The 26,559-nt window shown below is 70.1% G+C and carries 21 protein-coding genes and 1 tRNA gene; 10 read left to right on the forward strand and 12 right to left on the reverse strand.

Annotated elements, in window-relative coordinates; all coding sequences use genetic code 11:
* Nucleotides 1–49 precede the first annotated feature (49 nt).
* Genes ACFQV6_RS03290 through ACFQV6_RS03300 form a run of 3 tightly spaced genes read left to right on the forward strand, consistent with a single transcriptional unit; the run spans nt 50 to nt 4,216 of the window.
* Entirely contained in the window at nt 50–1,546 is a 1,497-nt protein-coding gene (locus ACFQV6_RS03290) for a diguanylate cyclase domain-containing protein (RefSeq protein ID WP_378025802.1), read from the forward strand.
* 1 nt (nt 1,547) lies between these two features.
* On the forward strand, nt 1,548–2,870 hold the full coding sequence (locus ACFQV6_RS03295; RefSeq protein WP_378025803.1) for a hypothetical protein: 1,323 nt from the start codon (nt 1,548–1,550) through the stop codon (nt 2,868–2,870).
* Entirely contained in the window at nt 2,867–4,216 is a 1,350-nt protein-coding gene (locus ACFQV6_RS03300; RefSeq protein ID WP_378025804.1) for a PQQ-binding-like beta-propeller repeat protein, read from the forward strand. Before ACFQV6_RS03295 ends, ACFQV6_RS03300 begins: the two co-directional genes overlap by 4 nt.
* Here the strand turns inward: ACFQV6_RS03300 and prfA are convergent.
* Complete coding sequence (prfA, locus tag ACFQV6_RS03305; RefSeq protein ID WP_378025805.1) at nt 4,203–5,291, reverse strand: peptide chain release factor 1; 1,089 nt, start codon at nt 5,289–5,291, stop codon at nt 4,203–4,205. The two genes, ACFQV6_RS03300 and prfA, sit on opposite strands and share 14 nt — an antisense overlap.
* 152 nt (nt 5,292–5,443) lie before the next feature.
* A complete protein-coding gene (gene rpmE, locus ACFQV6_RS03310) occupies nt 5,444–5,668 on the reverse strand; it encodes a 50S ribosomal protein L31 (protein WP_378025806.1) in 225 nt (74 codons plus the stop codon).
* Between the two features lie 151 nt (nt 5,669–5,819).
* Here rpmE and ACFQV6_RS03315 point away from each other — a divergent pair, with 151 nt between their 5' ends.
* From ACFQV6_RS03315 to ACFQV6_RS03325, 3 genes are read left to right on the forward strand one after another with little or no spacing between them, the layout of a single operon-like run.
* Nucleotides 5,820–6,902, forward strand: a complete 1,083-nt coding sequence (locus ACFQV6_RS03315) for an RNA ligase (protein ID WP_378025807.1) — start codon at nt 5,820–5,822, stop codon at nt 6,900–6,902.
* 12 nt (nt 6,903–6,914) lie between these two features.
* Complete coding sequence (locus ACFQV6_RS03320; RefSeq protein WP_378025808.1) at nt 6,915–7,811, forward strand: AAA family ATPase; 897 nt, start codon at nt 6,915–6,917, stop codon at nt 7,809–7,811.
* The gene (locus ACFQV6_RS03325) at nt 7,812–8,429 is read left to right on the forward strand and encodes an RNA ligase family protein (RefSeq protein ID WP_378025809.1); all 618 of its coding nucleotides are present in this window, start codon (nt 7,812–7,814) and stop codon (nt 8,427–8,429) included. It begins immediately after the preceding gene.
* Here ACFQV6_RS03325 and ACFQV6_RS03330 read toward each other — a convergent pair.
* From ACFQV6_RS03330 to ACFQV6_RS03355, 6 genes are all read right to left on the reverse strand, one after another.
* The gene (locus tag ACFQV6_RS03330; protein WP_378025810.1) at nt 8,413–8,805 is read right to left on the reverse strand and encodes a VOC family protein; all 393 of its coding nucleotides are present in this window, start codon (nt 8,803–8,805) and stop codon (nt 8,413–8,415) included. The two genes, ACFQV6_RS03325 and ACFQV6_RS03330, sit on opposite strands and share 17 nt — an antisense overlap.
* Nucleotides 8,806–9,068: 263 nt before the next feature.
* Nucleotides 9,069–10,238, reverse strand: a complete 1,170-nt coding sequence (locus ACFQV6_RS03335) for a nitric oxide synthase oxygenase (protein ID WP_378025811.1) — start codon at nt 10,236–10,238, stop codon at nt 9,069–9,071.
* Between the two features lie 133 nt (nt 10,239–10,371).
* Nucleotides 10,372–12,558 (reverse strand): transcription termination factor Rho, encoded by a 2,187-nt coding sequence (rho, locus tag ACFQV6_RS03340; RefSeq protein ID WP_378025812.1) that lies wholly within the window; start codon nt 12,556–12,558, stop codon nt 10,372–10,374.
* Nucleotides 12,559–12,878: 320 nt separating this feature from the next.
* Nucleotides 12,879–13,823, reverse strand: a complete 945-nt coding sequence (gene thrB, locus ACFQV6_RS03345) for a homoserine kinase (RefSeq protein WP_378025813.1) — start codon at nt 13,821–13,823, stop codon at nt 12,879–12,881.
* Between the two features lie 70 nt (nt 13,824–13,893).
* The gene (locus ACFQV6_RS03350; RefSeq protein WP_378025814.1) at nt 13,894–15,120 is read right to left on the reverse strand and encodes an MFS transporter; all 1,227 of its coding nucleotides are present in this window, start codon (nt 15,118–15,120) and stop codon (nt 13,894–13,896) included.
* 73 nt (nt 15,121–15,193) lie between these two features.
* Nucleotides 15,194–18,451, reverse strand: a complete 3,258-nt coding sequence (locus ACFQV6_RS03355) for an efflux RND transporter permease subunit (protein WP_378025815.1) — start codon at nt 18,449–18,451, stop codon at nt 15,194–15,196.
* A 39-nt stretch (nt 18,452–18,490) separates the two neighbouring features.
* On the opposite strand from ACFQV6_RS03355, the gene ACFQV6_RS03360 reads away from it, so the two are divergent.
* Entirely contained in the window at nt 18,491–19,114 is a 624-nt protein-coding gene (locus ACFQV6_RS03360; protein ID WP_378025816.1) for a MarR family winged helix-turn-helix transcriptional regulator, read from the forward strand.
* 83 nt (nt 19,115–19,197) lie between these two features.
* Here ACFQV6_RS03360 and thrC read toward each other — a convergent pair whose 3' ends face one another.
* From thrC to argS, 4 genes are all read right to left on the reverse strand, one after another.
* Nucleotides 19,198–20,247, reverse strand: a complete 1,050-nt coding sequence (thrC, locus tag ACFQV6_RS03365; RefSeq protein WP_378025817.1) for a threonine synthase — start codon at nt 20,245–20,247, stop codon at nt 19,198–19,200.
* A 235-nt stretch (nt 20,248–20,482) separates the two neighbouring features.
* Nucleotides 20,483–21,781 carry a homoserine dehydrogenase gene (locus ACFQV6_RS03370; protein WP_378025818.1) on the reverse strand — a complete coding sequence of 433 codons (1,299 nt, stop codon included), beginning with the start codon at nt 21,779–21,781 and terminating at the stop codon, nt 20,483–20,485.
* Nucleotides 21,778–23,163: a diaminopimelate decarboxylase gene (gene lysA / locus ACFQV6_RS03375; RefSeq protein ID WP_378025819.1), complete on the reverse strand. Its 1,386-nt coding sequence runs from the start codon at nt 23,161–23,163 to the stop codon at nt 21,778–21,780. The genes ACFQV6_RS03370 and lysA overlap by 4 nt, the downstream gene beginning before the upstream one ends.
* Nucleotides 23,164–23,165: 2 nt before the next feature.
* The gene (argS, locus tag ACFQV6_RS03380) at nt 23,166–24,836 is read right to left on the reverse strand and encodes an arginine--tRNA ligase (RefSeq protein WP_378025820.1); all 1,671 of its coding nucleotides are present in this window, start codon (nt 24,834–24,836) and stop codon (nt 23,166–23,168) included.
* 85 nt (nt 24,837–24,921) lie between these two features.
* On the opposite strand from argS, the gene ACFQV6_RS03385 reads away from it, so the two are divergent.
* The 3 genes from ACFQV6_RS03385 to ACFQV6_RS03395 all read left to right on the forward strand — a co-directional run bounded on the left by ACFQV6_RS03385 (nt 24,922) and on the right by ACFQV6_RS03395 (nt 26,544).
* Nucleotides 24,922–25,731 (forward strand): DUF3105 domain-containing protein, encoded by an 810-nt coding sequence (locus ACFQV6_RS03385; RefSeq protein WP_378025821.1) that lies wholly within the window; start codon nt 24,922–24,924, stop codon nt 25,729–25,731.
* Nucleotides 25,728–26,384, forward strand: a complete 657-nt coding sequence (locus ACFQV6_RS03390; RefSeq protein ID WP_378025822.1) for a DUF305 domain-containing protein — start codon at nt 25,728–25,730, stop codon at nt 26,382–26,384. The genes ACFQV6_RS03385 and ACFQV6_RS03390 overlap by 4 nt, the downstream gene beginning before the upstream one ends.
* An 88-nt stretch (nt 26,385–26,472) precedes the next feature.
* A tRNA-Arg gene (locus ACFQV6_RS03395) sits at nt 26,473–26,544 on the forward strand.
* The last annotated feature ends 15 nt before the right edge of the window (nt 26,545–26,559 follow it).

Raw genomic sequence — 26,559 nt, forward strand, 5'->3', positions numbered from 1 at the left:
CGGCCGGGTCACCCGGCGGCGCGCCGCAGAAGGCCGTGGGAGGCGCCTGGTGGGTTGGTTGGACCAGCTCGCGGAACACGTCGAGGACCTGCGCCGGGCCGGCGACCTGCAACAGAACGGGCGGTCCGCTCAGGCACTGCCGATCCTCGACGCCGTTCTGTCCGCCGTCACGGACCCCACCACCCGGGCGTATGCGCTGGTCCAGCGCTTCGGCGCCCTGATCAACCTGGGCCGGGTCGCCGAGCTGGCCGGTGCGATGGCAGCTGCCACCCAGGCCGTCCGCGAGGTGCCCGACCCCTACCTGCGCGGCCAGTTGCACGCGTTCGCCGCGCTCGGCGCGCACCTGCAGAGCAATTTGGACCGTGGGGTCACCCATCTCGTGCAGGCGTCCCGTGCCCTGGCCGCCGTGCCCGACCGGGACTCCGAAACAGCCTGGGGCTGGCACGACCTCGCCATGGCGTACTCCTATCTTGGTTTTCACGGCCAGGCGCTGACCGCCATCGAGCAGGCCCGGGAGGTCGGCGCGAGCGCCGGCGTGGCCGCGGAGATCTTCGCCGCGCCGGGCATCCGGCTGCGCAACGCCGTCGCCCTCGATCACCAGGGCGACACCGACGGCTGCCTGCGGGTGCTGCGCGACATCGACGCCGAGTTGTCGCGCTACGTCGCCACCGATCAGCTGCGGCCCGGCAGCCGCGCCGTCTACGGGTACGCGCTGGCCCGCCGCGCCGCCCTCGGCGAGCCCACCGGTGCGGACGCGGCACAGTGGCTGACCGGCGGCGGCGACAGCGTGCGTACGCGTGACCTGCGCCATCTCGGCTCGGTCTGCCTCACCATCGCGGCCGGCAAGCCGGAGCGGGCACTGACCATGTTGGAGACGGTGCCGGTCTCGGCCGAGGTGCTCGGCGCCCCCGAACCGGCCCGGCTGCGCAGCATCTGTCACGCCAGTGCCGGCGACCACGCCGCCGCGCACACCGCCGACCGGTATGCGTTCCGCCTGGCCGCGCAGCGCATCGACCAGCTCCGTGACGGCTACCTGGACGGGGTCGCCGCCCGCCTGGACGCCCAGGAGACCCACCGCGACCCCGGGCGGTACGGCGACGAGACGCTCGTCGACCCCCTGACCGGCCTGCCCAACCGCCGCCAGCTCGAGCGCTACGTCGACTCCCTGCTCGCCCGCGGCGAGCGGGCCGCCGTCGGGGTCTGCGACGTTGTCGGCTTCACCTCGGTGAACATGCGGCACGGCAGGCACACCGGCGACCTGGTCCTGCAGCGGATCGCCGGCGTGCTGCACCGGGTGATGCGCCGCGGCGACTTCGTGGCCCGGTTCGCCGGCGACGAGTTCGTCCTGATCCTTCCCGGCGCCGGCCCGAACCAGGCGGCCGAGGTGTCGCGCCGCATCGGTGCCGCCGCGACCGCCGAGAACTGGCAGACCCTGGTTCCCGGCAGTCCGATCGGGCTGGCCGCCGGATGGTCCGAAGTGGGCACCAACGGTCGCGGGCTCAGCGCCGCACTCGCCGCCGCCGCGGCGAACCGGAAGCCAACCTGAGATGACCATGATCGAGCTCGGTGACGTGACCCGGGACCGGCCCCCACGGGCGGCCGAGGACCGGATCCGACCCCGGCTCGACCGGTTCCGTCTCCGGCAGATCGCGCTGGCCCTCGCCGCGATCGGCGTGCTGGCCTGCGGTGCGGCCGCGCCCGCCGATGAGCCGGGTGTCCGCCGGCTGTGGAGCGGCGACTACGGGCCGGAGAGCATGTTCGCCGTCGCCGGAACGACGTTGTACGTGCTGAACACCGGCGAGCTGACGGCGTACGACCTGGCCGGCGGCAGTGTCCGCTGGACCTGGCGTACCGCGGAGAACCTCATGGGTTTTCGTCCCACCCAGGACGGCGGCCCGGTGCTCGTCGCCGTCGGCTCGTCCGATCCGGGCGAGGAACCCGAGCCGTACCGCACCACTGTCGCGCTCCGCCCCGACACCGGCGCCGAGATCTGGCAGCGGCCCGGTGTGGTGCGGCTGGACACCGCCGAAAGCGTGCTCCTGGTCGGCCACAGTACGGATGGCACCGACCGGCTGACCCGGGTCCGGCTCACCGACGGCGAGCCGATTTGGACCCACCCCGCACCGGGCCTTCAGGAGGTCGCCTTCGACCGCGACGCGGGCCCGGTCGGCCGGCTGGCGTTCAGCACGTCGAGCGGTGACGTGACGGTCCTGCGGTACTCCGACGCGGCGCAAGTCGCGAGCCGCCGGTTCGAGGGCATCGCACCGGACGAGGCAGGCATCGTGTACGTCTCGCTGTCGGTCGACGGCGGGCGGCTTCTGCTGTTCCACAACGAGATCGCGCTCGCGTACACCACAGTTCACGACATGGCGACACTGCGCGAGGTCTTCCGGAGCGCGGCCGACGACAACCCGGTCTCCGGCTGCCAGGCGGTGCTCTGCCGGTTCACCGGGGACGTGTTCACCGCCGTCGATCCTGCCACCGGCCGCGACCTGTGGCAGGAGTCCCCGGTGATCGGGCTCTCCATGGTCTCCGACGACCGCCTCCTGCTCGACCTGGGTGACAGCCGGGAACGCGTGCTGGTGGACAGCCGCACCGGTCGTGAGCTCGCGTCGCGGCTGAGCGGCATCGCGGTCTTCGACCCGGTGCGGCAGGGTTCCGTCCTGCTCCTGCGCCCCAGCATCAGCCCGCTCGGCCGCACCACCGTCGCCCGGGTGAACCTCACCACCGGTGCGCAGAACGTGCTCGGCGCCCTGACGGTGGTGCCGGACCCGCAGAGCTGCCAGACCGTCCCCGGCTACCTGATCTGCCCCGGAGCGGACCGGTTCGTCGTCACGGCGGTGCCGAGCACCCCGGCGGTGCCGTCGTGAGCGTCATCGAACTGGGCGAGGTGGGCGCCGCCGGGCAGGAGCCGGAGAGCCACTCGGCGGGGCCCTGGTTCAACCCGCGGCTGTGGCGGCGCTGGGCGGCCGCGGGCGTGGTGCTCCTCTGCGTCCTGGTCCTGGGTGCGTCGGGACGGCCGGTGCCCCCGCTGGTGCACCGGGTCTGGGACGCCGAACTCGGCATCAGCTACCAGACGACCGTGCGCGAAGACGGCATCTTCGTGTACCAGCTGAAGGTCGACGGCGCGGAGCTCATCTCCTACGAACCGGCGACCGGGGCGGTGCGCTGGAAACGCGGGCTCGACGGAGCCCCGTCCTACCTGGCTCAGGGCATCGAGGCCGGCCTGCTGCTGATCTCCGGCGACGAGGAGTACGCCGAGATCGAACTCGAGGACGGCGGCCAGGGCACGATCGTCTACGCCGGTGCCACGACCGCCATCGACGCGAGGACCGGCGAACAGCTCTGGAAGCAGCCCGGGGAGGTGCAGGTCACCGCGCCCGACACGGTCCTGCTCGGCGAACGGACCAGGACCGGTGACCTCTCCTCGATCCGGGTGGTCCGCGCCCGTGACGGGTCGGACGTCTGGAAACGGACGGTGGCCGGCGCCGAGCAGGCGTCGGTGCAGCAGGACGGGCCGAGGCCCAGCCGGATCGTCACCGCCGACGCGCACGGCAACGTCACCGTCCTGAGATACGACGACGGCGCGATCGTCACCCGGCGGCGGCTGCCGTGGAGCCCGCCCCGGCCGAGCGCCGGGACCTTCAGCTATCTCACGATCGCGAACGACCTGGCGATCGTCGTCAGCCAGGACAACCTGGAGAGCGGCATCACCGCCTACCGGATCGACAACCTCCAGGAGGTCTGGCAGACCCGGGGCACCTCGTACGCCTTCCCGCAGGACTGCGGCCCCGTACTCTGCCTCGCGGAGAACACCGCCGTCTACGGCATCGACCCGCTCACCGGCCGGCGCCTCTGGAACCTGCCCGGCCGTGGCAGTGTCGTGCAGGTCGCCGACAACCGGCTGCTCGCCTCGACGGCCGGCCCCGAGCCGGCACACCAGGTGCTGCTGGAACCGGCCACCGGCAAGCCCGTCGGCGCCGGCGCACCCGGCTCGCCGCTCTCCAGCGCCCTCGGCCAGGAAGCGATCATCCTGGTGAACCGTTTCTACACCGCGGGTGCCTCCACCAGCTCGGTCACCCGCATGGACGTGCAGACCGGCCGGCTGACCCGGATCGGTATGGCGGAGGACGTCGACACCGGCCAGTGCGGCACCTCGGGGCACTACCTGGCCTGCGACTGGTCCGGCCGGCTGGTCGTGACTACTTTCGGCTGAGGTCCGAGTCACCGGCCAGGCGAGCGGCCCGGTCCGCGCCCGCGAGGGCGTCCAGGACCGCGTCGAGCTCGCCACCGAGCACCAGGTCGAGGTTGTACGCGGTGTAGCCGATCCGGTGGTCGGTGATCCGGTTCTGCGGGAAGTTGTAGGTCCGGACCCGCTCGGAGCGGTCCACCGTACGCACCTGGGCCTTGCGCGAGTCGGAAGCCGCCGCGTTCGCCGCGTCCTGTGCCGCCGCCAGCAGCCGGGAACGCAGGATGCGCATCGCCGACTCCTTGTTCTGCAGCTGGCTCTTCTCGTTCTGGCAGCTCACCACGGTGCCGGTGGGAAGGTGGGTGATCCGCACGGCGGAGTCGGTGGTGTTCACCGACTGGCCGCCCGGCCCGGACGAGCGGAACACGTCGATCCGCAGGTCACCGGGCTCGATCTGCACGTCGACGTCCTCCGCCTCGGGCAGCACCAGCACGCCCGCCGCGGAGGTGTGGATGCGGCCCTGCGACTCGGTGACGGGCACCCGCTGCACCCGGTGCACGCCGCCCTCCCACTTCAGCCGGGACCAGACCCCGTGGCCGCCCTCGGGCAGGCCCTTCGTCTTGACCGCGACCGAGATGTCCTTGACGCCACCGAGGTCCGACTCCTGCGAGTCGATCACCTCGATCACCCAGCCGTGCCGCTCGGCGTACCGGGTGTACATGCGCAGCAGGTCGCCGGCGAAGAGCGCGGACTCCTGGCCGCCCTCACCCGCCTTGATCTCGACGATCACGTCCTTGGCGTCGTTGGGGTCGCGCGGGATCAGCATCTCGCTGAGCTTCTCCTCGAGCGCGGGCAGCACACCGGCCACTTCCTCGACCTCCGAGGCGAACGCGGGATCCTCGGCGGCCAGTTCCTTCGCCGCGGTGAGGTCGGCACGGGCCGCCTCCAGCTCCTGGTTGGCGGCGTAGAGGGGCGCGAGTTCGGCGAAGCGGCGACCGACCCGGCGTACCAGTGCCTGGTCGGCGTGGATCGACGGGTCCTCCATCCGCTTCTCCAGGTCCTCGTACTCGGCGAGGAGCATGGTCAAACGGTCGTTGCTCATCGATCTCTCCCAGAAGCGAACCCAGCGGCGAATCAGCGGCGAAACCCAGCAGCGCAACCCACGACGAACCCGGCGAGGCCGGCGGCGGATGAGAGCGGCTCAAATGCCACGGCGCCCGCCCCGGAAAGCCGGGACGGGCGCCGTTGAAGCAGTTACTTCTTCTTCGCGGCAGTGACCTTGGCGTACTTGGCCTGGAACTTCGCAACCCGGCCCGCGGTGTCGAGGACGCGCTGCTTGCCGGTGTAGAACGGGTGGCAGGCGCTGCAGGTCTCGACGCGGATCTCGTCGCCCTTGGCGGTGCTACGGGTGGTGAAGGTGCTGCCGCAGGAGCAGATCACGTTGGTGGTCGTGTACTCCGGGTGGATGCCGCTCTTCATGTCTTCTCGGTCCCTCTCGATCGACGGGTCGCCGGGTCGCCGTCCGTGTGGAAAGCGTGAACCGGAACCCCTACTGGCCGATGTACCAGTCTGCCATGCCTGACGTACCGCACGGAAATCAGGAGGTGCAACTGGATTCGCCCTGGATAACGTGAGCGCCCCTCCCGGAATTCCCGAGCCGAAAGGCACCGCGATGACCCTGCTCAGCGACGTCCTCGATCCGGCCGAACTGGCCGCGGCGGTCGGCGGCGGGCTCGTCCGGCAGCAGCGGCACCCCACCCGCGACCTGGTCGTCTACAACTACACCGAGGCCTGCCAGTACAGCGGCGCCTGGACGCCGGTGACGCTGGCCTGCCGGGGCCTCGTCGTCGACGCGGCGGGCCGGGTCGCCGCTCGTCCGATGGTCAAATTCTTCAACCACACCGAGAGCCGCGCGCCCGTTCTCGACCCCGGTGCGAAGGTCGTCGTCACCGACAAGCTGGACGGCAGCCTGGGTGTGCTCTATCACGACGGTGAAGGCTACGCGGTCGCCACCCGCGGGTCGTTCGCCTCGGACCAGGCAGTGCACGCGACGAGCATTCTGCGGGCGCGCTATGCCGGGTTCGTCCCGCCGGCGGGCATGACCGTCCTCGTCGAGATCATCTACCCGGGCAACCGGATCGTCGTGGACTACCAGGGCCTGGACGACCTGGTCCTGATCGGTGCGGTGGAGATCGCGACGGGCCGCACCTTCGGCGCCGAGGCGGTGCCGGACTGGCCCGGACCGGTGGTGGAGACGCTCGGCTACGCCACGTTCGCCGAGGCGCTGGCCGCGGCGCCCCGTGACGGGCGCGAGGGCCTGGTCGTGCACTTCGTGGACGCCGACGCGCGCGTGAAGATCAAGTACGCCGATTACGTACGACTGCACCGGCTGGTCACCGGCCTCACTGCCCGTACCGTATGGGACGTCCTGGCCAACGGCGGCGACCTGGACGCACTCACGGCGCCGCTCCCGGACGAGTTCCATGTCTGGGTCAGCGGCATCGCCGCGGAGCTCACCGCGGCCGTCGAGGCCCGGGCCACCGCGGTCGAGGCGGCCTTCGCCGAGATCACCGCGGCGCTGCCGCCCGGCTGGGGCCGCAAGGAGTTCGCGGCGGCGGCGCTGCGTACCGAGTTCCGCGGCGAGCTCTTCCAGCGGCTCGACGGCAAGGACTACCGTCCCGGCCTGTGGCAGCGTGCCCGGCCGGCCGGTTGAGGAGACCTGGGGATGACACGACTACTGATCACGCGAGGACTGCCCGCCTCCGGCAAGACCACGTTCGCGCGCAAGCTCCAGCCGGACGTGGTCCGGGTCAACCGTGACGACCTGCGGCGCATGCTGCACGGGCAACGGCTGTTCACCCAGCGGGCCGAGGCGCAGGTGACGCAGGCGCAGCGGGCCGCCGTGGAGGCGCTGCTGCGGGCGCACGGCAGCGTCATCGTCGACGACACCAACCTGCGCGCCAAGACGGTGCGCGAGTGGGCCGAGATGGCGGCCCGTTTCGGCGCGTCGTTCGAGGTGCACGACTTCACCGACGTCCCGGTGGACGAGTGTGTCCGCCGGGACGCCGATCGGCCGGAGGACGAGCGGGTCGGCGAGGGCCAGATCCGCCGCATGCACGAGCGGTACCTGGCCGGGAAGAACCTGCCGCTGCCGGTGCCGTTCGTGGAGCGGGGCGGCCCGGGCACGGTCTACCGGCCGGATCCGGAGCTGCCGGAAGCGGTGCTGGTGGACATCGACGGGACCGTGGCGCTGATGGCGGGGCGCAGCCCGTACGACTGGGGACGGGTGGGAGAGGACGAGCCGAATCCGGCGGTCATCACCGCGGTGCGGGCGATGCACGCGGCGGGACACGCGATCGTCTTCTGCTCCGGGCGGGACGAGGTGTGCCGCCCGGAGACCGAGGCCTGGCTGGACCTGTTCGTCGGGGTGCCGTACGAGGCCCTGTTCATGCGGCCGGCCGGTGACAGCCGGAAGGACTCCATCGTGAAGCGGGAGATCTTCGACCGTGAGGTCAGCGATCGCTGGCGGATCGTCGGGGTGTTCGACGACCGTCAACAGGTGGTACGCATGTGGCGGGCGCTCGGACTGACCGTTTTCCAGGTCGCGGAGGGAGACTTCTAGGTGAAGTATCCGCGGACGTTCCATCTGCCCGACTCGCCCGGTGCGACCGATGATGATCGCATCCAGAGCGATCTGTCCTGGTTGGACGGCGAGCTCGTGGTGACCGAGAAGATGGACGGCGGGAACCTCACCTTCACCCGCGACTCGATGTACGCGCGCTCGCTCGACTCCGGCACCCAGCCCTGGGACCGGCCGGCGAAGGCGCTGTGGGCGATGACCGCCTATCGAATACCCGACGACTGGCGGGTCTGCGGCGAGTCCATGTGGGCTCGCCGCAGCATCGCCTACTCGGATCTGCCCGGCGTCTTCCTGGTCTTCGGCATCTGGGACGAGACGGACACCCTGCTGGGCTGGGACGACACCGTCGACTGGGCGCGCCGGCTGGAGCTGCCGATGGTTCCCGTCCTCTACCGCGGCGGCAGCCTCTCCGAGGCCCGCGCGGCATGGGCGGCCCAGCGCGACCCGGTGACCTCCGAGGGCTTCGTGGTGCGGGCGGCCGGGCGCATCGCCGCCACCGACTTCTCCCACAAGGTCCTCAAATGGGTGCGCCCCGACCACGTCCGCACCCCGGCCTCCTGGCGGCACCGCGACGACTTCGCCGTCAACGAGTTCGCCTGAGCTCCTCCTCGCTGCGGAGCAGGCAGAATTCGTTGCCCTCGGGATCGTGGAACACGACCCATCCGGTGCCGTCCGCCACCCGCAGGTCGTCGACCGGTTTGGCACCGATCCCGATCAGCCGCTCGTATTCCTCGTCCCGCGATCCCTGAACCGGCCGCAGGTCGAAATGGATCCGGTTCTTGCCCTGTTTCGGCTCCGGCACCTCGATGAAAAGCACCCGGTGCCGGCCGTCCGGCGAGATGATCATGCATTCCTCGTCGCCGGGCTCATTCGGATCCTCCGGATCGCCGGCATAACCCAGGACCTGCTGCCACCAGCTGCTCAACGCGAACGCATCAGTGGCGTCCACAGTCGTGTGCGAAACGAACGACGTCATTGCCTCACCCTATGACTTCGGTCGCGCTCCGTTCTTTCGTACGGCCGGCGAAGGGCTCTCGGAACATCGCGTGACTGCGGTTCCGGGCCGCCGCGCGGCCGCCGGGCTGAAGTGTCGGTGCAGGTCACCCAAACCTTTGCGGGGGCAGCCGCATCGGAAGAGGGTGTCGCTTCAGCCCGGCGGTCGCGCCGCGGCCCGCAATGGCGGGAAGACACCGCCGAGTTCCGAGAGCCGTTCGTCGACCGTACGAGAAAAGGGGTTTCCTAAAGCTTGTGCGGGCAACGGCTCGCACCGATGCTCGCCAGATCGGCCGCCTCCTCGTCCAGATAGAAAGCCGGCCGCAGGTCGAGTTCGTCGTAGTAGCGGTGGAACACCGGCGTGAGACCGCCGGACATCGGCGGAACGATCCAGGTCCAGTCCGCCGGGGTCGGCCGGCCCGCCTTCTCCTCGTTGCGGATGTGGGTCAGAAAGCGCTGCGACTCGGTGTGGTGGTCGCTCATCTTCACGCCGGCCCGTTCGAAGCTGTGCAGGACCGCCACGTTGAGCTCGACGAGCGCCCGGTCGCGCCAGAGGGTCGACTCGCGGCTCGTGTCCAGGCCCAGCCGGCGGGCGATCTCCGGCAGCATGTCGTAGCGGTCGGCGTCGGCCAGGTTGCGGGCGCCGATCTCGGTACCCATGTACCAGCCGTTGAACGGTGCCAGCGGATAGTGCACACCGCCGATGGTCAGGCGCATGTTGGAGATCGCCGGTACGGCGTGCCAGCGCAGGCCCAGCTCGGTGAACCAGGCGTGGTCGGGGTGACTGAGCGGCACCTCCCGGATCGCGCGCTCGGGCAGTTCGTAGAGGCGCACACCCTCGCCGGGCGTCTCGATGACCAGCGGAAGCACGTCGAACGCCTCACCCTTGCCCCGCCAGCCGTACCCCTGGACCGCCTTGGTGAAGCCGGCCAGCCGCGGGTCGCCGACCGCCCGCCCGTCCTCGGTACGGTAACCGGCGTAGCGGATGAGCTGCTCGTTCCAGATGCGCGCGTGCTCCCGGCCGGGCTGCGCCGGTGCGAAGATGCTGATCACCGGGCGGATCTGGCCGCTCCCGGCGGTCTGCAGGTGCTGCACCAGCAGGGAGAAGATCTCGTCCGCGGTCCGGGCCCGCCGCCGGTCCAGCACCATCAGGCTGCGCCAGTAGAGCCGGCCGATGCAGCGGCTCGCGTTGCGCCACGCCATCCTGGCACCGTGCGCCAGCTCGTCGGTGGTGTGCACATAGGTGCCGGTGGCGGCGATCTGCGCACGGACGATGGCGAGCCGGGGTTCGACCGGGCCGAGGCGCGGGTTCTCCGTGTAGCACTGCCGGAGGAAGTCCTCCGCCTCACCGGGGTCGGCGGGCGAATTCGGGTTCCACGGCTCCGTCGGATGGTCCCGGTAACCGGGCACGATCATCGAGGGCCTCCGGATTTTCGAGGGATGGGGATACCGGAGGTTCGCATGACCCCGTACAGGGCGAATCAGACAAGTTGTGCGACAAAAGCGACGCGACCCACCCGATTGGGTGGGTCGCGTCGCTTTTGTACGGTTACTCGCCTGGTGTGGACTTGGCAATCTGCATCAGGAACTCGATGTTGGTCCGGGTCTGCTTGAGCCGGTCCAGCAGGAGATCCAGAGCCGCGCCGGACTCCAGCGAGCTGAGCACCTTGCGGAGCTTGTGGATGATCGCCAGCTCCTCCTTACCCATGAGGATCTCTTCCTTACGGGTACCGGAGGCGGAGACGTCCACGGCCGGGAAGACACGCTTGTCCGCGATCTTGCGGTCGAGCTTGAGCTCGGCGTTACCCGTGCCCTTGAACTCTTCGAAGATCACCGTGTCCATCATCGAGCCGGTCTCGACGAGCGCGGTGGCGAGGATGGTGAGCGAGCCACCGTTCTCGATGTTGCGCGCCGCACCGAGGAAGCGCTTCGGCGGGTAGAGCGCCGTCGAATCGATACCACCCGACATGATGCGGCCGGAGGCCGGCGCCGCCAGGTTGTACGACCGGCCGAGCCGCGTCACCGAGTCGAGCAGCACGACAACGTCGTGGCCCAGCTCGACGAGGCGCTTGGCCCGCTCGATCGCCAGCTCGGCGACGGTGGTGTGGTCCTGCGGCGGACGGTCGAACGTGGCCGCGATGACCTCGCCCTTCACCGAGCGCTGCATGTCGGTGACCTCTTCAGGCCGCTCGTCCACGAGCACGACCATCAGGTGGCACTCGGGGTTGTTGTGCGTGATCGCGTTCGCCAGCGCCTGGAGCACCATCGTCTTACCGGCCTTGGGCGGGGAGACGATGAGCGCCCGCTGGCCCTTGCCGATCGGCATGACCAGGTCGATGACGCGGGTGGTGAGGATGTGCGGCTCGGTCTCCAGCCGCAGGCGCTCCTGCGGGTAGAGCGGGGTGAGCTTGTAGAACTCGGGACGCCGGCGCGCCTCGTCGGGCTCCATCCCGTTGATGGTGTCCAGCCGGACAAGCGGGTTGTACTTGTCCCGGCGCTGGTCGCCGCTGCTGTCACGCGGGGCGGAGCGAACCGCACCGGTGACCGCGTCACCGCGGCGCAGGCCGTACTTCTTGACCTGCGACATCGACACATAGACGTCGTTCGAGCCGGAGAGGTAACCGGTCGTGCGGACGAACGCGTAGTTGTCCAGCACGTCCAGGATGCCCGCCACCGGGACGAGGACCTCGTCGTCGGCGACATGCGGCTCGCGGGTCTCCCGCTGGCCGGTGTCACGCTGGTTGTCGTCACGGTCCCGGCCACGGCGACGGTCCCGGAAACGACTGCGCCGGCTCCGGCGGCCACCGTCACCCGAATCGTTGTCGTCATCGTCGTGACCCTGATCACGGTTCTGGTCCCGACCTTGATCACGGCCTTGGTCCCGACCTTGATCACGGCCTTGGTCGCGACCCTGATCGCGGCCTTGGTCGCGACCCTGATCGCGGCCCTGCTCCACGCGCGGGGCGCGGTCACGGTCGCGATCGTTGGACCGCTCAGTGTCACGCTGCTGGCCGTCACGCTGCTGGCCGTCACGCTGCTGGCTGTCACGCTGCTGGCCGTCACGCTGCTGGCTGTCACGCTGACCATCGCGCTGCTGGCCGTCACGCTGGCTGCGCTGACGGTCGCGGTTGCGCTCGCCCCGCTCGGGACGGTCGCCGCGCTCGGGACGCTGCTCGGTGGTCTCGACTGCCGGAGCAGCCTCCGGCGCCACGGCGGGAACGACGGCGGCAGCGGGAGCCTCCGCACTCTCGCGGGGCGCCGACTCACGCTCGCGGGGTGCCGAATCCCGGGTGCCACGCTCGCGGCGGCTCCGGGACGGACGCTCGGCCGCGGGCGCGGACTGCTCGGCAGCCGGGGCGGACGGTGCGGTTTCGGCCGGGGCGGCTGCGATTTGCGGTGCGGGGGCGGCCTCGACCGGGGCCGCCGCCTGGACCGGGGCGGGAGCCGGGGCGACCGTCTCGGCGTTGTTGGTACGCGGACGCGGCGCCGGCTCGGCAGCGGGCGCAGCAGCGGCAGCTCCGCCGCTCTGGCGCTCGGTGATCGCGGCGATCAGCTCGCCCTTGCGCATCCGGGCGGTGCCGGAGATGCCGAGGGAAGCGGCGAGGCTCTGCAACTCGGGCAGCAGCATCGCGGACAGCCCGGTGCCGCCGCGGCGGCGCTTCGTGGCGGTCGCGGTGGTGCCGGCGCCGTCAGCGACGTCAGAAACACCCGACGTCACGTCGGTGGTGTCGCTCAATGGATTCCTTCCGTCGGAAAAAACCCGAGATCACCCGGAGCTTGCAGCCAGGGCCGGGTGCCCTCGGAACCCGCTTCGCAACAGCGGCGCGGGAGTTTCGTGCAGCACGACAGCTCGACGGTGTCCCTGCCCGTCAGGCTTGACGAGTAGGTCTCGGCGAGTGCAGCGATCCATGAGATTGCTGCCCGGCGTATGCCTTGATGAGAGTTGAGACGGGCCATGACAGCCCAGAAATCTCGGGGGTGCGCCGAACCGCAGAGATCGCATGCTTCGCGGCTGTGCCAGTCCTTGCTTCGCGGCTGTGCTAGGTCAGAGCGTAATCAACTCGTGCGACCTGCGGCAACAGGACCCCGCTCGGCGTGTTCCACCATACCCCCTTTCACACAAGCACCGGCGTCATCCACGCCCAGCACTTCGCTGTGCCAGTGCGCGCCCGGCTGGAAATCGCCCGGGACCTCGGTCAACGCCAGCACGGTGGGCCCGGCACCGCTGACCACGGCGGCGACTCCGGCCGCCCGGAGAGCCGCCACCAGGGACGCCGTACCCGGCATCCCGGCGGAGCGGTAACCCTGATGCAGCCGATCCTCGGTGGCCGGGAACAGCAGGGACGGATCCTTGGTGAGTGCGTGCGTCAGGAGCGCCGCCCGCCCCGCGTTGAACGCCGCGTCCGCGTGCGGCACCTCGGAGGGCAAGGCGGCACGCGCGGTCGCGGTGTACCCACGCTCGGCGGGAACGAAAACCGTGGGGTGTACGCCCTCGGCCGGCGTCAGCCGCACCGCCCGCCCACCCGACTCCTCGGTCCAGGCGACGGTGAACCCGCCGAGAAGACAGGGTGCCACGTTGTCCGGATGACCTTCGATCCGGGCCGCGATTCGCAGCGCGGCCGCGTCGTCGAGCAGCCGCAGGCCGTCCCGGACCAAGCCGCGGGCGAGTTGCACACCACCGACGATGGCGGCCGAGGAACTGCCGAGGCCACGCGCCTGCGGAATCCGGTTCACGCACTCGAGCGCCACACCCGCGGGGCGCTCACCCAGCTCGTCGAAGGTCGCCAGCATGGCCCGGAAGACCAGGTGGCTCTCGTCGGCGGGCAGATCATCCGCTCCCTCGCCACGCACCGTCACCGTGAACGAGTCGCCGGTGACCCGGGCGGTCAGGTCGTCGTGGAGCGTCAGCGCCAGGCCCAGCGAGTCGAAGCCGGGACCGAGGTTGGCGCTGGTCGCCGGTGTACTGACGGAGACCGGTTCGGTGACGAAGGACAGGCCCATCGCCACATGCTAGGGCTTGATCAAATAAACGGAAGCGTCCCGGTACCGGTAAAGGGAGAATTAAGCCAATTCACGGGGTCTCGTGTGCCGGGGCGACCGGAGCCAGCCGGCGGGTCGCGATCCGCCAGCCGATCGCGTAGGTCAGCGTGATCAGCGCACAGGTGGCGATGATGACCTTCGGGTCGACGTGGTCGATCACGGCTCCGGCACCGAGCTGGCTGATCGCGATGGCGAGCGTCGCCAGCATCATGTCGGTGGCGAAGACCCGGCCGCGCAGTTCGTCCGGCACCTCCGCCTGCAACGCGAAGTTGGAGAGCACCCAGTTGGTGCCGCCGGCGAAGTGCGCGACGAAGACCAGCGCGAGCACCAGCGGGAACCACGGGGCGAAGGCCACACCGAGGTAGCCGACGCCGTACAGCCCCATCGACAGGGCCAGTCCGGGCAGCAGCCAGGCGGGCCGGTTCAGCACCGGCCGCATCACCAGCGGCCCGATCAGCGCACCCGCACCGCGCAGCGCGAAGAGCAGACCCGCACCGATCGCTCCCACACCGTGAGCGGCCGCGATCAGCGGGAAGACGGTGAGCACGCCGTTGCCGAGCCCGACCGCGGACTTGACGGTGACCAGGGCCCGCAGCCGCGGGCGCGCGGCGATGTAGCGCAGGGCCTCGAACAGCGCGTGCATCGGCCGCTCCGGCGCCTGCGCGCCGCGGGGCGCCTGCATCGGGCGCCGGATCCCGGCGGTGAGCACGGTCCCGGTGAGCAGGCAGATCGCGGTCACGGCAAAGCAGGCGTACGGCCCGAAGGCGCTGCTGACAACCCCGCCCAGCGAGGCACCCACCACGGTCATCGTGCCCCACGCGGATCCCGCCACGGTGTTCGCCGCGGGCAGATCCTCCGCGTCGACCACGTTCGGCAGGGCGGCCGAGGCGGCGGGTGAGTAGAACGCCTTCGACACCGCGATGGCGCCGACCGCGACCAGGGCGAGCGGGGCGGTGGCCGCCGATCGGACGGCGAACAGCAGCAGGACCGACAGGAACGCCGCCGAGTTCGACAGGATCAGGATCTTCCGCCGGTCCATCCGGTCCGCGATCGTCCCGGTGTACGGCAGCAGCAACGCGATGATCCCGGTGTCAGCGGCCAGCACCAGCGCGCCCCAGACGCCGCTGCCGGTCAGCTCCGGGAGCAGCACCAGCAACGGCACCATCACGAACCAGTCGGCACCGAAGACCACCAGCTCGGCACCGAACAAACGCCGGAAATCACGGTTGCGGGTAAGGACCGAGAAGGCGGATGGCACGTACCGCACCCTACCGGGAACCGGAAACGGCCGATGCCCGGCCGCCAGGGCCGGGCATCGGTATCCGCTTCTTCTAGTCGGCAGGTCTCTCCTGCTTGCGGGGCATCTTCAGCACCTCGAACTGGTCGGTGTACCCGCGGAGGGCACCGCCCGCCGGCTTCGGACCGTCGTCCGGCACGCTGACCGGCTCCGTCGCATCGTCCGCCGCCTCGTCCGCTGCCTCGCCGGCCGGTGCCGCGCTGTCCGGCGTGGCACCGCCGCTCTTGCGGAGACGCTTCGCGGCACGCTTGGCCCGCGACTTCTCCTTGCGGTTCTCCAACATGGTGTAGAGCGCCGGGACCAGGACCAGGGTCAGCAGGGTGGAGCTGATCAGGCCACCGATCACCACGATGGCGAGCGGCTGCGAGATGAAGCCACCCTCGCCGGTGAGGCCGAGCGCCATCGGGATCAGCGCGAAGATGGTCGCGATCGCGGTCATCAGGATCGGCCGCAGCCGGTGCCGGCCACCCTCGATCACCGCCTCCTGTACGCCGTACCCCTGGGCCCGGTAATGGTTGATCAGGTCCATCAGCACGATCGCGTTGGTGACCACGATGCCGACGAGCATCAGTACACCGATCAGCGCCGGGACACCCAGCGGGGTGCCCGTCACCAGCAGCAGGCCGATCGCGCCGGTCGCCGCGAACGGGATAGACACCAGCAGGATCACCGGCTGCAGGATGCTGTGGAAGGTCGCCACCATGATGATGAAGACGATCGCGATGGCCGCGAGCACGGCCAGGCCGAGCTGCGCGAACGCCTCCTGCTGGTCGGCGCTGACACCGGCGATCTCGTACTCCGCGCCGGGCGGCAGGTCGAGCGCCTCGAGCTTCTTCGTCAGGTCCTGGTTGACCTGGGTCAGGTTGGAGCCGGTGACCGCGCCGGTGACGCTGGCGGTGCGGTTGCCGTCAGCCCGGGTGACCGCCTCCGGTCCGCCCACCTCCTTGACGTCGGCCACCTGGTCCAGCGGGACGACACCACTGCTGGTGGTGAGCGGCATCGCACGGAGCGCGGCCGAGTCCGCCGGCGGGCTGCCGAAGGAGATGACGACGTCCTGGCTGGTGCCGTCCACGGTCATCTGGCCGGCCGGTGCGGCGCGGAACCTCGACGCGACGGTCTGACCGATCTGCGCCTCGGTGAGGCCGGCCTTCGCCGCCGCCTCGCGGTCCACCACGACGTCCAGGCGCGGCACGCTGGCGGCCAGCGTGGTGTCCACGTCGGCGACGCCGGTGATCTCGCTCATCGCCTGCCGTACCTGCTCGGTGGCGGCCTTGAGCACGTCGTTGTCGGCGGCGCTGACCGCCACCGAGAGCTCGCTGCTGCCCAGCCCGGAACCCTGCTGTCCGATCGAGATCTCACCGGCGCCGGTGAGCTTGTCGAACTCCGCGTTCAGCTCGTCGGTGACCTTCGCCGCGTCGGCGTCCTCGGCGAGCGCCACGCTGAAGGTGGCGGAGCCCGCGCCGCCGCCACCGGCGAACGGGTTGGCGGAGTTACCGCCCACGGTCACCTGGTAGGTCGTGACGTCGTCGCGCGCGGCGATGACCGCCTCGACCTTCTTGGCCGCCGCGTCGGTCGCCGCCAGGCTGGTGCCGGCCGGCAGCTCCTGGCTGACCGTGACGCTGTCCTGGCCCGACTCGTCCAGGAAGTTGGTTTCCAGCCGGGTGGAGAGGGCGAACGTGCCGATCAGGACCAGGATGCCGATCAGCACTGTGGTCCAGCGCCGGGTGGTGGCGAACCGGATCACCGGCAGGTAGCCACGCTGGAGCGGGCTGCGCAGTTCCTTCGCCTCGGCGGCCTTGCGGATCGCCTCGTTGTCGGCACCAGCGGGCGGCGGCTTGAGGAACCAGTACGCCAGGACCGGCACGATGGTCAGCGCCACGAAGAGCGAGGCCACCAGGGCCACCGTCACGGTGATCGCGAAGGACGAGAAGATCTGTCCGACCAGACCGCCGACCAGGGCGATCGGGGCGAACACGGCGACCGTGGTGAGCGTCGAGGCGACCACGGCGCCGGCCACCTCGCGGACGGCGGTGAGGATGGCGTGCACCTTCTCCTCGCCGTACTCGAGATGTCTCTTGATGTTCTCCAGCACGACGATCGAGTCGTCCACCACACGGCCGACCGCGATGGTCAGGGCGCCGAGGGTCAGCAGGTTGAGCGTGTAGTCGCCGAGCCAGAGGGCGATCAGCGCGACCAGCACGGACAGCGGGATGGAGACCGCGGTGACCAGCGTGGACCGGACGCTCATCAGGAAGACGAGGATCACCACGACGGCCATCACGAGGCCGAGAAGGCCCTCGGTGGTCAAGCTCTCGATCGACCGCTCGACGTACGGCGCCTGGTCCGTGATCACCGTCAGCGTGGCGCCGGAGTCCTTCTCCAGGTCGTCGAGGATGTCCCGCACCTCGTGCGAGATCGACACCGGGTTGCCGTCCGGGCGCGCGGTGACCGCGATGCCGAGGCTGTTGACCCCGTCGGTACGCGTGTACGACTCAGCGGTCGGCAGCTTGCGCTCCACCGCGGCGACGTCACCGAGCCGCACCGGACCGCGTGAACCGGTCAGGTAGACGCCCTTGAGCTGGTCGACGGTGGTGAGCGGTGTGCCCACCTGCACGGTCAGCGACTTGTCGCCCTCGACCACCGCACCGGCCGGGATGGAGACCCCGTTCGCCTGGAGCACTGTCGTCAGCGATGCGGGGTTGACCCCGGCGGCGCCCATCTTCGCGAGATCCGGCGTGATCACCACCTGCTCCTCGCGGGCACCGGTGACCTGGGTGTCGCGAACGCCCTCGATGCCGTTCAGCTCCGGCACGACGGTCTCGTTGAGCCGGTTGAGCAGGTCGGCCTCGTCGTCACCACCGGACGCGGCCAGCACGATCGCCGGGATGTCGTCGGTACCGCCGGCGAAGACAGCCGGGTCGACGTTCTCCGGCAGCTGCGACTGAATCCGGTTCACCGAGGTGGTGACCTGGTTGACCGCGGACTCGATGTCCGTGCCGAACTCGAAGAGCACGACGACGCTCGACACGTTCTCGCGGGAGGTCGACGTCACGGTGTCGATGCCGTCGATCCCCTTGACGGCATCCTCGATCGGCTTGGTCACCTGCGTCTCGACGGCCTCCGGCGAGGCACCGGGAAGCACCGCGCTGACGAACGCGGCGGGCAGCTCGATCGAGGGAAAGAGCTGCTGCTTGAGAGATGGGATCGCGTAAAGGCCGAAACCGCTGATCACCAGGGCGATCAGGGCGACGAGACCTCGATTGGCAAGGCTGAGCCGTGTCAGAGCTGACATGGGCACTCCCCCGAGAAAAGTTCGGTCGATACTGATAGTTTGCCTGACACGAACAAATGGTTTTCGATGGGGGTCCCCTGGTACCGTCCCTCATCAGGTGGAAGCCACCACGCCACCGGCACGTCACCGAAGGAGCGGGCGCTGAGCCAGGAAGAAAAGCTCATCGCGGATATCATGGGCGCGCAGATCCGGCTTGAGCATTTGTTCGCCGACGACCGCTCCGACCCGCTCTTCTCGTCACACCTGACGATGTCGCAGCTCAAGATCATGCTGCTGCTGTCACGGCGCGGCACCCTTGCTGGTGGAGAGCTGGCCCGCATGCTCGGCGTCGGCGCGGCAACGCTCAGCGGCATGATCGACCGCTTGGTCGTGCAGGACCTGGTCACGCGCACGGAGGACCTGAACGATCGGCGGGTGCGCCGGATCGGTCTCACGAAAGCGGGCACGGAACTCATCGAGGGCATCATCACGGCAGGCGTGGCCAAACAGCGGGAACTCCTCAGCCGGCTCTCAGCCGAGGAACTGACGATCGTGGCCCAGGCGATGGAACTGCTGGTGCGCGAGGCGGGATGCCAGGCGGCAGCCGCGGCCGAAGCCAGTCTTTCAGACCCGGCCGCGATAACCCCGGCTTCCGGGGAAGCCCAGCGCGATCAGAGCGACTAGCGACTCCCCAGGCGATCAGCATTCGCCTTGCGCGACCCCGCCTCGGCGATCGGCTCCCGTCTCACTCACCCGTGAGGCAGGCGCTACGCCAGGTCGAGGGCCTTCGCGGCGATCAGGGCGTCGTTCGCGATGACGGTCGGGGACGGTGCGGTCGAGATCGCCCACTCCGGGTCCTTCAGGCCGTGACCGGTCACCGTGCAGACCACCCGCGAGCCGGCCGGGATCTTGCCGGCCGCGGCCTGCTGGAGCAGGCCGGCGACACTCGCCGCGCTGCCCAGCTCGACGAAGACGCCCACCTCGCGGGCGAGCAGCCGGTACGCGTTCAGGATGTCCCGGTCGGTGACCGCCGAGATCAGGCCGTCCGAGGCGTCCCGGGCGTCGAGGGCCTTCGTCCAGCTCGCCGGGTTGCCGATCCGGATCGCGGTGGCGATCGTCGACGGGTTCTCGACGACCTTGCCGTTGACGATCGGTGCGGCGCCGGAGGCCTGGAAGCCGTACATCTTCGGCAGTTTGGTGGAGTTGCCGTCGGCCTTGTCCTCGAGGTAACCCATCCAGTACGCGGAGATGTTGCCGGCGTTGCCGACCGGCAGGCAGTGGATGTCGGGAGCGTCGCCGAGCGCCTCGACGATCTCGAAGGAGGCGGTCTTCTGCCCGTGCAGGCGGAAGATGTTCACCGAGTTGACCAGGGAGACCGGGTAGTCCTGGGAGAGCTTGGAGGCGAGCGCGAGGCAGTCGTCGAAGTTGCCGTCGACCTGGAGCAGCCGGGCGCCGTGCACGAGGGCCTGCGCCAGCTTGCCCAGCGCGATCTTGCCCTGCGGCACCAGCACGGCACAGGTGATCCCGGCCCGCGCCGCGTAGGCGGCGGCGGAGGCGCTGGTGTTGCCGGTGGACGCACAGATGATCGCCTTGGCGCCCTCCTCGACCGCCTTGGACACGGCCATGGTCATGCCGCGGTCCTTGAACGATCCGGTCGGGTTGGCGCCCTCGACCTTGAGGTAGACGTCGGCGCCGACCCGCTGGGAGAGGACCGGCGCCGGAACCAGCGGCGTGTTCCCCTCGTGCAGCGAGACCACAGGTGTGGCGTCGGTGACCGGCAGCCGGTCCCGGTACGCCTCGATCAAGCCCCGCCACATGGCCGCACTCCTCACTTCAAGCCGCACGAACGCGCACAGCGTGACGCAGTCACCCGATCTTTGGGACCGAATGCCCACTATTCAGGACGATGGCGGACGGCTTCGACGTTGTCGCCGTCCGGGTCGCGCACGAAGGCGCCGTAGAACCTCGAAGGCACCCCATGGTGCCAGCACCTCGCCGTGGAGCACACCGCCGCGGGCGAGGTCGGCACATCGGATCCCACCCGGTCCAGCACTAGCCGGCGCCGCCCTCGACCCTCAGCACGCTCGCGATCGAACGGACGATGTCCAGACGCGACAGTGCCTCGACAGTGGCCGCCAGGGCCGCGTCGGGTGCGCTGTGCGTCACGATGACCAGCTTCGCGTCGTCCGCGCGGCCGGACTGGCGCACCGTCGCGATGGAAACCTCGTGCTGGGCGAAGACGCCTGCCACACTCGCCAGGACACCCGGCCGCTCGGCCACGTCGAGGCTGATGTGGTACCGAGTGAGGGACTCGCCGATCGGGCGGACCCGCAGCTCGGCGTAGTTGCTCTCGCTCGGGGCGCGGGAGCCGGTGAGCTTGTTGCGCGCCGCCGCGACGATGTCGCCCAGGACCGCGCTGGCGGTCGGACGGCCGCCGGCACCACGGCCGTAGAACATCAGCGGGCCGGCCGCCTCGGTTTCCACGAAGACCGCGTTGAACGCGTCGCCCACGCTCGCCAGCGGATGGCTGAGCGGGATCATCGCCGGGTGCACGCGGACGCTCACCGAGTCCGCACCGCGCTGCGCGATGCAGAGCAGCTTGATCGTGCAGCCCATCTCCTTGGCGCTGGCCATGTCACCGGCCGTCACCCCGGTCATGCCCTCCCGGAACACGTCGGCGGCGGTGACCCGGGTGTGGAACGCGAGTGAGGCGAGGATCGCGGCCTTCGCGGCGGCATCGAAGCCTTCGATGTCGGCGGTGGGATCAGCTTCCGCGTACCCCAGCTCGGTGGCCTCCTCCAACGCCTCGCTGAAGCCCGCCCCGGTGGACGCCATCGACGAGAGGATGAAGTTCGTCGTGCCGTTCACGATGCCGGTGACCGCGGTCACGCGGTCGCCGTGCAGCGACTCACGCAGCGGGCGCAGCAGCGGGATCGCACCCGCCACCGACGCCTCGTAATAGAGATCGGCACCGCCCTCGGCGGCGGCGTCGTGCAGCGCGCCGCCGTCCTCGGCGAGCAGCGCCTTGTTGGCGGTGACCACGCTCTTGCCCGCCCGCAGTGCCTCGACCAGCCAGCCGCGGGCCGGATCGATCCCGCCGACGACCTCGATCACCACGTCCACGTCGTCGCGCTTGACCAGGCCCAGCGCGTCGGTGGTGAACAGCGACGGGTCGACCGGGAGATCACCACGCTCCCGGCCCGGCCGGCGCACCGCGACGCCGACCAGCTCCAGCGGTGCGCCGATCCGGGCGGTCAGGTCGTCGGCCTGCTCGTGCAGCAGCCGGACCACTTCGGTGCCGACGGTGCCGCAGCCGAGCAGTGCTAGGCGGACCTTCTTCGCTGGGCTCATCCAACATCCAATGCAAGCAGGTCGTCCTCGGTCTCGCGCCGCACGATGACGCGGGAGGCGCCGTCGCGCACCGCCACCACGGGCGGCCGAGGAACGTGGTTGTAATTGCTGGCCATGCTCCGGCAATAGGCACCGGTGCCGGGCACCGCAACAAGATCTCCGGGCTGCACGTCGGCGGGCAGGAATTCATCCTTCACGACGATGTCCCCGGATTCACAATGTTTTCCCACAACTCGGGCCAGCATCGGCTCCGCGGTACTGGCCCGGTTCGCCAGCGTGGCCGAGTACGAGGCGTCGTACAGGGCGGTCCGGATGTTGTCGCTCATGCCACCGTCCACACTGACGTAGGTGCGGATGCCGTCGACGTCCTTGACCGTCCCCACCTCGTAGAGGGTGAAGACCGCCGGGCCGACGATGGCCCGTCCCGGCTCGATGGAGAGCCGCGGCACGCTCAGCGACGCCATGTCGCACTCCGACTCGACGATCTTGTTGATCCGCTTCGCCAGATCACCGGCGGTCGAGGGGTCGTCCTGCGTGGTGTACGCGATACCGAAGCCACCGCCGAGGTCGAGCTCCGGCAGCTCCACCCCGCGGGCGTCGCGGATCTGCGCCTGGAGCTCCACGATCCGCCGGGCGGCCACCTCGAACCCGCTGGTGTCGAAGATCTGCGAGCCGATGTGCGAGTGCAGCCCCCGCAGGTCGAGCACGCCCTCGTCGAGGATCCGCGCCGCCGCCTCGAACGCCGCACCGCCGGCCAGCGAGAAGCCGAACTTCTGGTCCTCGTGCGCGGTGGCGATGAACTCGTGGGTGTGCGCCTCGACGCCGACCGTGACCCGGATCAGCACACCGGGCCGCTTGCCCAGCTCGGTCGCCAGCGCGCTCAGCCGGGCGATCTCGTGGAACGAGTCGACGATGATCCGGCCCACCCCGGCGTCCAGTGCCCGGCGCAGCTCGGACTCCGACTTGTTGTTGCCGTGGAAGCCCAGCCGCTCGGGCGGGAAGCCGGCCGCCAGCGCCACCGCCAGCTCGCCGCCGGAGCAGACGTCGAGGAACAGGCCCTCCTCCTCGATGATCCGGACGACCGCCTTGCAGAGGAACGACTTGCCCGCGTAGTAGACGTCGGCGTCGGCGAACGCCGCGGCGAACTCCCGGCAGCGGGCCCGCAGGTCCTCCTCGTCGAGCAGATAGGCGGGCGTGCCGTACTCGGCCACCAGGTCGGCGACGCCGACCCCGCCGATGGCGAGATCCCCGGCCTCGGTGCGACTCACGGTCCGTGGCCAGAGTTGCGGCACGAGGGCGTTGACGTCCTTGGGGGTACGCAGCCAGGCCGGCCCGCGATTACCGAGGTCACCGTGCAGGGCCCCGGCCTCGTGTGCGCGCATGCCTACATCCTCTCCGGAGCCGAGACGCCGAGCAGGCCCAACCCGTTGGCGATCACCGTACGAGTGGCGTCGTTGAGCCACAGCCGGGCGCGGTTGCCGTCACCGATCGGCTCGTCGCCCTTCGGCAGGATCCGGCAGGCCGGCTCGTCGTAGAACCGGTGGTACGCCCCGGCGATCTTCTCCAGCAGCCGGGCCACGTGGTGCGGCTCGCGGTGCTCCGCGGCGAACGCGACCGTCTCCGGGTACTCACCGAGGGTCTTGAGGAGCTCGTTCTCCTTGTCGTTGGTGAGCAGCTCGGGACGGAAGTCGCCCGGCTCGCCACGGGTCAGGCCGACCTCCGCGGCGTTGCGTGCCGCCGACGCGGTGCGGGCGGCCACGTACTGCACGTAGTAGACCGGGTTCTCCCGGCTCGCACTCGTCCACAGGTCGATGTCGATGTCGATCGGGGAGTCGCTGGAGTACCGGGCGAGCGCGTACCGGGTGGCGTCGACGCCGAGTGCCTCGACGAAGTCCTCCAGGGTCACCACCGTGCCGGCGCGCTTGCTCATCCGGACCGGCTCGCCGTCACGGACCAGGTTCACCAGCTGGCCGATCAAGATTTCCAGGTTTTTCGCAGGATCGTCGCCGAAGCACGCGGCCATCGCCTTCATCCGGCCGATGTAGCCGTGGTGGTCGGCGCCCAGCATGATCACGACCCGGTCGAACCCGCGCTTGCGCTTGTCCAGGTAGTACGCGCAGTCGGCGGCGAAGTAGGTCCAGTCCCCGTCCGACTTGCGCAGCACCCGGTCCTTGTCGTCACCGAAGTCGGTGGTGCGCAGCCAGGTCGCGCCGTCCAGCTCGAAGATGTGGCCCTGCTCGCGCAGCCGGTCCAGGGCCTCCTGCAACTCGCCCCGGTCGTGCAGGTCCTTCTCGTTGAAGTACGTGTCGAACTCGACGCCGAAATCACCGAGCGACTTCCTGATCTCGGCGAACATCAGCTCGACGCCGACCTGGCGGAACGTCTCCTGTGCCTGGTCGTCGGAGGTGTTCAGCACGTCCGGGGAGCGCTTGACCACGTCCGCCGCGATCTCCGCGATGTAGGCGCCGCCGTACCCGTCGTCGGGGGCCGGCTCGCCCTTCGCGCTGGCCAGCAGCGACCGGGCGAACCTGTCGATCTGGGAGCCGGCGTCGTTGAAGTAGTACTCAGTGCCGACGTCGGCGCCCGCGGTGCGCAGCAGCCGGGAGAGCGCGTCGCCGACGGCCGCCCATCGGACCCCGCCGATGTGGACCGGGCCGGTCGGGTTCGCCGAGACGAACTCCAGGTTGATCCGTTCACCGGCGAGGCGGTCGGTCCGGCCGTACGCTGAACCGGCCAGCACGATGTCGCGGGCGAGCACGCCCGCCGCGGCGGCGTCCAGCCGGATGTTGAGGAAGCCGGGCCCGGCGATCTCCACCGACTTGATCCCGTCGCGACGGCCCAGCTCCTCGGCGAGCGCGGCGGCCAGCTCACGCGGGGGGACCCCGGCCTTCTTGCCCAGTTGAAGGGCGAGCGTCGAGGCGTAGTCGCCGTGCTCGGGGTTGCGGGGTCGCTCCACCGTCGTCGTCGCGGGAAGCGCGGCGACGTCGATGCCGCGCGTCTCGAATACGGCACGAGCAGCTGAGAGAACGGTGTCAGCAAGGTTGGCGGGAGTCACTCGGCCATGCTATCGGGGGTAGACTTCTGCGTTCGGCGGCCACCCGAGCCCCGCCCTTCCATTTTTGACGAATCGACGAGGCGCGATGAGCATGAGCACGCCGGGGCCCGAACGGGTCCCGTCCACCGTCAAGGTCGACAAGACCACCGGCCAGGGCAAGCCCCCGGCGGGCAAGTCCGGCGGCAACCGGCCAGGTGGTAACCGCCCGTCCGGCAAGGGCGGCGGCAAGGGCCGCAAGCCCGTCACCCCGGTCAAGGTGGCCGGCGGGCGCAACTGGGGACCAACGCTGGTCGTCGGCGTCGTCGTGCTGATCGCCGCGGGCATCATCGGCTACGGCGTGTTCGCCTCGGTCCAGGGTTCGCGGCCCTGGGAGGACCAGGTCGCCGAGATCGACGGTGTCGTCAACTACCGCGCTCAGAAGAACGCGCAGATCGACGACCGGACCCACAAGGAGGGTCCGCAGACCTACGCGACCAACCCGCCGGTCGGTGGCGCGCACAACCAGGCCTGGCAGAACTGCATGGGCGACATCTACAGCCAGCCGATCGCCAACGAGCACGCGGTGCACAGCCTCGAGCACGGCGCGGTCTGGATCACCTACAAGCAGGGCCTCGGCGCTGACCAGGTGTCCGCACTGCAGGCCAAGGTCGAGGGCAAGGACTTCATGCTCATGTCGCCCGTGGCCAACCTCGACAAGAACGTCTCGGTGCAGGTCTGGGGCTACCAGCTCAAGCTCGACGACGCGAACGACGGCCGCATCGACGACTTCATCAAGGCCACCCGTGTGAAGGCCTCGATGGAGCCCGGCGCCCCGTGCTCCGGCGGCAACACCACCAGCGACCCGGTCGCTCCCGCCGCCCCCGCCGCCGGCGCGACGGGTGCCGCAACCGAATGACCTCGGAAGCACTCTCCCCGGGCGCGGTGGACGCGCCCGGGGAGGACGCACCAGGCAGCCGCCGCCCCGGCTACCTCGGCGTCGTCCTGCTCCTCGTCGGCCTGCTCCTAGGAGTGGCCGGCGGCCTGGTCCTCCCCCGTCTCAGCCAGCCCGGCGACGACTCGGTCGAGGCCGGCTTCCTGCGGGACATGTCCACCCACCACGCACAGGCCGTCGAGATGGCGATGATCGCCCACACCGGCTCCGCCACGCCGCAGATCGTCACCCTCTCCAGCGACATCGCCCTCACCCAGCAGGCCCAGATCGGCTACATGCAGGGATGGCTGCGCGACTGGCACCTCGACCCCACCGGCACCCAGCCACCGATGGCCTGGATGCCCAACTCCGCCGGCTCGATCGTCGACGGGCTGATGCCCGGCATGGCCACCTCCGAGCAGATGGCCACCCTGCGCAAAGCCACCGGCAAAGACCTCGACGTCCAATTCCTCACCCTGATGCGCGCCCACCACCTCGGCGGCGTCCACATGGCCCAGGAAGCCGTCGAACTCTCCGACGACGAGAACGTGGACTGGATCGCACAGAGCATGGTGAGCGCTCAGCAGGGCGAGATCCAGCTGATCGACTCCCTGCTCAAGCAGGCCCAGGCAAGCTGACAGACGCGGTTCGGAGAGCTGGTAGGCGACACCGCCGGAACCGGTTGGCAATGGCTCCGGCGGGCCTGCTAGGCTTCTGAATCACTGGGCCCCCGTAGCTCAGGGGATAGAGCGTCGCCCTCCGGAGGCGAAAGCGCAGGTTCGAATCCTGCCGGGGGCACAATTTTTTCTTTCC

This window comes from Actinoplanes sp. GCM10030250, assembly GCF_042666575.1.
Taxonomy (GTDB): Bacteria; Actinomycetota; Actinomycetes; order Mycobacteriales; family Micromonosporaceae; genus Actinoplanes.